This is a genomic window from Paracraurococcus ruber (assembly GCF_004353985.1).
GTDB classification, from domain to species: Bacteria; Pseudomonadota; Alphaproteobacteria; order Acetobacterales; family Acetobacteraceae; genus Paracraurococcus; species Paracraurococcus ruber.
Window position 1 is genome coordinate 1 of sequence record NZ_SMOA01000500.1, and the last position, 2,199, is coordinate 2,199.

General features: G+C 69.3%; 2 protein-coding genes. Both read right to left on the minus strand.

Going from position 1 to position 2,199, the window contains the following annotated elements; translation table 11 throughout:
• Window positions 1-68: 68 nt before the first annotated feature.
• Window positions 69-941, minus strand: coding sequence for an IS21-like element helper ATPase IstB (gene istB, locus E2C05_RS31195; protein WP_133223494.1), 873 nt, complete (start codon window positions 939-941; stop codon window positions 69-71).
• Window positions 941-2,194 (minus strand): IS21 family transposase, encoded by a 1,254-nt coding sequence (istA, locus tag E2C05_RS31200; protein WP_133223495.1) that lies wholly within the window; start codon window positions 2,192-2,194, stop codon window positions 941-943. Before istA ends, istB begins: the two co-directional genes overlap by 1 nt.
• Between the last annotated feature and the right edge of the window lie 5 nt (window positions 2,195-2,199).

The following is a 2,199-nucleotide window of genomic DNA, read 5'->3' on the forward strand; positions in this document are numbered from 1 at the left end:
TGTCAACGGTCCGCGGAAACTCCCCAGAAGTGGGCCGGCAAAATTCCCCACTGGCTGGGCATCGGTGATCAGCCGGCGCGTTGATCGGCGACTTCCTGGATTTTTGGTGGCCGGCCGCGACGTCTCGGCGGTAGCGCTGGTGGCGGCTGGATGAGGGCTTTGGAGCGGACGTGCTCGGGGATGAGTTCCGCGTGCTGCCGGAGGCGGTAGCTGGCGCCCTCGATCTGCACGACGACGGCGTGGTGGAGCAGGCGATCGAGCAGGGCGGTGGCGACGACGGGGTCGCCGAAGATCTGGCCCCATTCGGCGAAGCCACGGTTGGAGGTCAGGATCATGGCGCCCTTCTCGTAGCGGGCGTTGACCAGCTGGAAGAACAGGTTGCCGCCGCCTGGGACGACGGGGAGGTAGCCGATCTCATCGACGATCAGCAGCGCGAAGCGGCTGTAGAAGCGGATCTTCTCGCGGAGCGAGCCCTCGCGTTCGGCCCTGGCCAGGGTGCCGACGAGGTCGGCGAGGCTGATGAAATGGACGCTGCGGCCGGCCTTCACCGCCTCGATGCCGAGGGCGATGGAGAGGTGGGACTTGCCGGTGCCGGGCGGGCCGGTGAAGTGGACCACCTCGTGGCGGGTGATGAAGTCAAGCCCGGCCAGGGCGAGGATGCGGTTGCGGTCGAGCGAGGGCTGGAAGGCGAAGTCGAAGCCAGACAGGGTCTTCATGGTCGACAGCCTGGCCATGACCAGGGCGGTCTTGATGCGGCGGTTCTCGCGCAGCGTCAGTTCGTCGACCAGCAGGGTGTCGATGGCCTCGAGGGTGCCGATCTCGCCGCGCTCGACCTGGCGGAGCACGGCGTCGAGGCATTCGAGGGCGCGCGGCATGCGCAGCCCGACCAAGCTGCGCTTGATGCGGTCGACGATGGACAGCGTCGGGTCGGTGCCGGCCATCAGGCGTTACCCTGGACGGCAAGGGCCCGGCCGACGGCGTCGTAGAAGTCGAGCGAGCGACGGGCGACCTGGTCGCCGGCGCGCGGCATCACTACCGGCGCCTCGGCGCTGGTGCGGCTGGCGCGTGCCGCGACCCTGCGATGGGCTGGGTCGACGCGGGTGTGGCCCCGGCCCTCGAGCGGGATGTGGCTGGCGATGATCACGCCGTCCTCGAGGATGCGGATCTCGTCGACCAGGGAATGCACCTCCAGCACGCGGCGGCGGGCGGTGTCGGGGACGCTGTAGGCATTGCCACCGACGCTGACCATGCCCTCGTGCGAGACCCGGCGCTCCAGTTTCAGTACGGCGCGATAGGGGCCGACCGGCAAGCGCAGCGTCGGCCGCTCCTCGGCGAAGGCCTCGTTCACCACGCGCCGGGTGGTGGCGTGCACCCGCAGGTTGGCGACGGTGTCGAGCCAGTGGCGCAGCTGCTGGTTCAGGTCGTCGAGGTTGCGGAAGCTGCGGCCGAGGAAGAAATCCTCGCGGATGTAGCGGAAGGGCCGCTCGACCTTGCCTTTGGTCTTGGCGCGGTAGGGGCGGCAGGCCCTGGGCTGGAAGCCGTAGTGACGCGCCAGGTCGAGCAGGCTGCGGTTGTAGATGACCAGCCCGTCGGGATCCTCGCCGGTGACGGCGGTTTTCATCCGGTCGTACAGGATTTCCCGCGGCGCCCCGCCGATCGCCTCGAAGGCGGCGACGTGGCAGCGCAGGACGCTCTGCAGGTCCTGGTGCTGGATGAAGCGGGCCCAGATCAGCCGCGAATAGCCCAGCACCATCGAGAACAGCCAGACGATGCGCTTGCTGCCCGGGTCGTCGGTGAAGGTCACCTCGAAGCGTGCCAGGTCGACCTGCGCCTGCTCGCCGGGCGGCGTCTCGAAGCGGACCTCGAAGACCTGTGGCTGTTGGGGCCGCAGCCCCTGCACGGCGCGCTTGACCGCGGTGTAGCCACCGGCGAAGCCGCGCTCGCTGAGCTCGCGCAGCAGCCGGGTGGCGGTCAGGCCAGGATAGGCCGTCAGTCGCTCGCGCAGGTAGTCGAGGTAGGGGTCGGTCACCCGTGCCCTTGGCTGCCGCGGTCCGTAGACCGGCGGCTCCAGGCCGCGCGCGATGTATTTCCGCACGGTCTTGCGGTCGATGCCGAGCTGGCGGGCGATGGCCGTCGGGCTCAGGCCCTGCCGGTGGAGTTCCAGGATCATGACGGTGTTCCCAAGTCGCAGCACCGATG

Bases quoted from the DNA above. Each gene is read 5' to 3' on its own strand.
- istB (WP_133223494.1), bottom strand. From the start codon at position 941: ATGGCCGGCACCGACCCGACGCTGTCCATCGTCGACCGCATCAAGCGC.